Here is a 4,205-nt window from a genome sequence, read left to right as displayed (position 1 = left end):
TTCGTGGAGTATTTTTAGACTGCACCGCTTCGCGGCGCACAAGGAAGGACTCAACGGCGATGCTCGACGGCCAGTAGCCGGACTCGCAGACCTTCGGCGGGATACGCCCTGCCCTGCGGGCACCCCTACCGGGGCGGGGGCTACCGCCTCACCCCCTGCGGGGGCTTCGGGCACCTGCTCACCGTGAACGCCAAGCGAAACCCCGCGCCCTCTCGGGACGCGGCGCTTGCCTTTGCTGCGCCATGCGAGTGCCAGTAAAGGCGGTTTTGCAGTTGGGGTTGGTTTTCAGGATTTTTGATTTATCGCAGTTAAAAAAGAAACTGGGCGTGCCGACGGGGGTATCGTCGGTGCGCAAGCAAGGGGGGACGCCCCCGCGCTAAGGCGTCCAGTTGGCTCTGTGCGCGAAGCACTCTAAAATTATTTTTTGGGAGGGTACAGGTCAAATTTCTTATAAACCATTTTTTCTTGCCCTGGTGGTGGAAGCGCTTTCAATTGTTCCTGCATTTTTTTGGACTCGGCCTCGAAACCAGCCAGCATTGCCTTCTGCTGCTCAATCGCTTTAAGCTGCTCTTGCGCTAATTTTTCTTGCGCTGAAGGCCCGCACCCTACCAGCCCGCCAATGATTGTAATTATGAGTATTTTTTTCATTCTGTTTCCTGAGTTGTTTTTTCGTCCGAAGCAAGACCAAATAGTCTTCTGTCATCTGGCCGCGTTAAGAATTTGTCCAGGCGTGAGATGAAGCGCAATTTCGTTTCTTCATCACCGGCCATTATTTCTAAAACCAATGCGCCAGCCAAAATTTTCCGGCGCGTCTCAGCAGCGCGATCCTTCTTCGCCTGCTCTGCTCGTAAAGCCGCTTCCTGTTTTTGTTTTAGCGCTTTGAGCTGTTTGAGCTTTTCTTCCTGCGTTTTGATACGCTCTTCGATTGGGGTCATGTGGTTTCCTGTGCGGTTGGTTACCTGATTTTACATCTGGTTTATGTTGCCGTAAAGCATGCTAAAATGGGGCCGTTGACCACCCATGCGAAGAGCAAAGCGATGAGAGAAGGGCGCACTTAGGAGTTGGACTTCGTCCAACTCGCGCGCCCCTCCGGGGAAAACCAAAAAGGCAAAAACAACAACATGGCGATTTACCATTGCAGCGTAAAAGCGGTATCGCGGTCAGCCGGTCGAAGCTCGACCGCCGCCGCCGCTTACCGTGCTGGATGTGAAATCACCGATGGCCGTACCGGCGAAGTCCACGACTACACCAAAAAGCGCGGTGTCGAATCTGCCGATATCGTTTTGCCGGATGGCGCACCAGAGTGGGCGAACGACCGTTCGGCACTTTGGAACGCAGCCGAAACCGCCGAGCGCCGGAAGGACGCATGCGTCGCCCGCGAATTCGAGGTAGCTTTGCCGTTCGAACTTTCGGCGTCCGAGCGTCGGCGGCTGGCCGTGGACTTCGCCAAGGAGATGGCGAACCGCGAAGGCTGCGCCGTCGATGTGGCGATCCACGCACCAGGCAAGGAAGGCGACAACCGAAACCACCACGCGCACATCCTGCGCACCACCCGCAAGGTTGGGCCGGACGGCCTGACCGATAAGCTCGACACCGAGAAAGCAGGGCGCAACCGGGGCGACGATCTGGCTGCTGTGCGCACACGCTGGGCCGAGCTGGTGAATGAACGCCTCAAGGAAAACGGCATCGAGGCGCGGGTGGACCACCGCAGCCTGAAAGACCAGGGCATCGACCGGGAGCCGACCAGCCACAAGGGGCCAGCCGTGGCCGCTATGGAGCGGCGCGGCGTCCAGACGGACGTGGGCCAGCGTATCGGCATCGAGGTTGCCGAGCGCCTGGCGAACGCCCGCGCCGAAGGCCTCCAGGAGCGCGAACTGGCGCACACCAGCAAGAGCATCATCGACCTGGCCGGGGATCTGAAAGCCGCCCTGGTCGAGCGCGATCAACAGTTGCAAATTAAACAAAGGCAGGAAAATGAACAGCGAATTTGCAGCAGTCTTGAGCGCATTGGAAGCAATGTCCAAGCAGCAGGCCGAGCAGGGGCAGACGCTCACTTCGCTTTGCTCGCATCAAAGCAATCTCTCGTCGCAGCTACAGGCTACGCAAGGGACATTGAGCGAGGTACTCAAAGCGCTATCGAAGGAGCCGAGCGGCGAGTCGCTGAAAGAGACTATGGCCGAGTTGTTGAAGCCGCTCGACGCAAATTTAAGACTACTGACAACCTCGTTCAACAAATTGTTGGACATATCGAACACGTTGTCGGCCCAATTGCCGACGCCGCGCAGCACATCGAAATCTACACCGTAGAGCGGGCACGTCAAGCCAAGGAGCGGGCGCAGGCGGCACGCCAAGCCGCCGTGGCTACGAATCTACCAACTGAACGTCAAAAAGCGCCTGTAGCGCCTCTTATGCGGTCTGCTGCAGCTGTTCTGGCGAATGCCGCCCCCGATCCTGCCCAATCCATTAAATCCGAGCCGAAGGCGCGGGCCGTTGAATTGCCGGCACCGACGCGGCTTCACGCCGACGATGCGGCCCTGTTCCAGCGCACCGAGCAGTCGATCGCGGTTGCCCAGGCATCGGGATCGGCAAAGGACATCGAGGTTCTGGCAAACCGGTTCCGCAAAATCGACCAGGTGGAGTCCGAGCTGACCAGGGCGGCCACGCCGAACGGCTGGGACACCCGTCCATTCGACGAGCGCAGCGCGGCGCAGCAGCTGGCCAACCGCGACTTTGACCGGCGCCGGGAGGCGATCAACGCCGAGGCGAAGGCGGCAGGCCATACGCAGTTGCCGTTCGCAGTGGGGCAAGGCACGCTCATCACGTCCACCTTCGACCACAGCCAGAAGGCCGCGGCGGAAGCGCTCACCCGTCACGCCAGGTCGGAACGGCCGCTGGGCCTGTTCGGGCGCGGGACGAAGGACACCAAGGCATGGGACACGCAGATGGAAGCGCTTGAGACGAACAAGGCCGGATGGGACAAGGCCATCGCCTGGCGCGACGGGAAGGAAGCAGCGGCCAGCACCGCCGACAGTGCCACGTTCCACAAGCGCCTCGATGTGGTGCGCAAGGAGTACACCGCCAAGTCGGACGCCGCTATCGCCAAGTGCGCCCCGGCCCGTGAAAGGCTTCAGGAGTTCGCCAAGGAGCGCGAGCGCTTGGAGTCGCTTGCCGAAAAAGCACTCAGCCCAGCCAAGCAGCGGGAGCTGTCGCTTGAGCGTGGCCGGGGCCACGGCATGGAGCGGTAGCCCCAAGTCGTTAAGCCTGTGTTAATCCGTCCGTTATCCCGGCAGACGTTGCTGGCCGTACTTCTCCTCCAGCTCGGCACGGTCGGCGGCATCACCCGTGAGGGCCGGAAGGTCTGGCTCCATGCCCGGAATGCTGGGCTGGCTCGGCGGCTCCCCACCGGGGCCGCTTGGCAGTTGCATTTCGCCGGGGTAGAGCGTAGGGATGCGCCGCAGCTTGACCGGCTCTAACGTCTCTGGCGTCTGCTCGTTGGCGCTGACAAGGATTTGCGCCCGGAAGGTGCTGAGGTGCAGTTGATCCCGCGCCTGCCCCCACACCACTTCGTCGTTGACGATGTAGGCACATACCGTCCCTGTCGGCCCAATGTGCTTAATGTCGATCCACTGGTGGTTTCGGAGGTCTGCGATTGAGCGCTTGAGCGTCGACACGCTGCACTCGCACAGCTCCGCCAAGACGGCATGCGAGGCGACTAGCGCGTTTTGCGTCCCCATCTTGGCGCAAAGGATATGCAGCAGCGCAGCGGAGCGCGGCGCACGAATGCAGAGCTTCGACCATGCCTCATGAGCCGCACGCTCAGTCATGACGAAGGTGTTTTTGCTCTTGGTCGGGTCAGCCCCAAGGGCTGGCTTTTTTGGACTGGGTGAGGTCATTTTTGATCAAAATCCGTTCATGAGTGAGTAATTATCATACACCGATATTCGCCATGCGTGAGCGAATATCGACCAAACCTAGGTCATAGCTGGTGAGCTACCCCTAGGTCATAGCTGGTGAGCTACCCCCCCCCTCTAAGCCCTTGATTTCATTGACCCTGGAATGTCGTGCTTATCTATGATCTTTCGTGGAGTATTTTTAGACTGCACCGCTTCGCGGCGCACAAGGAAGGACTCAACGGCGATGCTCGACGGCCAGTAGCCGGACTCGCAGACCTTCGGCGGGATACGCCCTGCCCTGCGGGCACCCCT

The 4,205-nt window shown here is 59.9% G+C and carries 4 protein-coding genes; 1 reads left to right on the top strand and 3 read right to left on the bottom strand.

Translation table 11 applies throughout. The features are described 5' to 3' along the window. Positions 1–417 precede the first annotated feature (417 nt). Both CSZ94_RS26930 and CSZ94_RS26925 read right to left on the bottom strand, forming a co-directional pair. Positions 418–648, bottom strand: a complete 231-nt coding sequence (locus CSZ94_RS26930; protein WP_102124301.1) for a hypothetical protein — start codon at positions 646–648, stop codon at positions 418–420. Continuing rightward, positions 645–935 (bottom strand): mobilization protein, encoded by a 291-nt coding sequence (locus tag CSZ94_RS26925; protein WP_102124300.1) that lies wholly within the window; start codon positions 933–935, stop codon positions 645–647. Before CSZ94_RS26925 ends, CSZ94_RS26930 begins: the two co-directional genes overlap by 4 nt. A gap of 126 nt (positions 936–1,061) precedes the next feature. Between CSZ94_RS26925 and mobQ the strand changes: the two genes are divergently transcribed. Continuing rightward, the gene (gene mobQ / locus CSZ94_RS26920) at positions 1,062–3,245 is read left to right on the top strand and encodes a MobQ family relaxase (protein WP_219726060.1); all 2,184 of its coding nucleotides are present in this window, start codon (positions 1,062–1,064) and stop codon (positions 3,243–3,245) included. 33 nt (positions 3,246–3,278) lie between these two features. Here the strand turns inward: mobQ and CSZ94_RS26915 are convergent, their stop codons facing one another. Beyond that, entirely contained in the window at positions 3,279–3,893 is a 615-nt protein-coding gene (locus tag CSZ94_RS26915) for a helix-turn-helix domain-containing protein (RefSeq protein WP_180977650.1), read from the bottom strand. Positions 3,894–4,205 lie beyond the last annotated feature (312 nt).

Source organism: Janthinobacterium sp. ROICE36 (assembly GCF_002869965.1).
Classification (GTDB): domain Bacteria; phylum Pseudomonadota; class Gammaproteobacteria; order Burkholderiales; family Burkholderiaceae_D; genus Janthinobacterium.
This window is presented reverse-complemented; position numbering and strand designations above follow the sequence as displayed.

Bases quoted from the DNA above. Each gene is read 5' to 3' on its own strand.
- CSZ94_RS26930 (WP_102124301.1), bottom strand. From the start codon at position 648: ATGAAAAAAATACTCATAATTACAATCATTGGCGGGCTGGTAGGGTGC.
- CSZ94_RS26925 (WP_102124300.1), bottom strand. From the start codon at position 935: ATGACCCCAATCGAAGAGCGTATCAAAACGCAGGAAGAAAAGCTCAAA.
- CSZ94_RS26915 (WP_180977650.1), bottom strand. From the start codon at position 3,893: ATGACCTCACCCAGTCCAAAAAAGCCAGCCCTTGGGGCTGACCCGACC.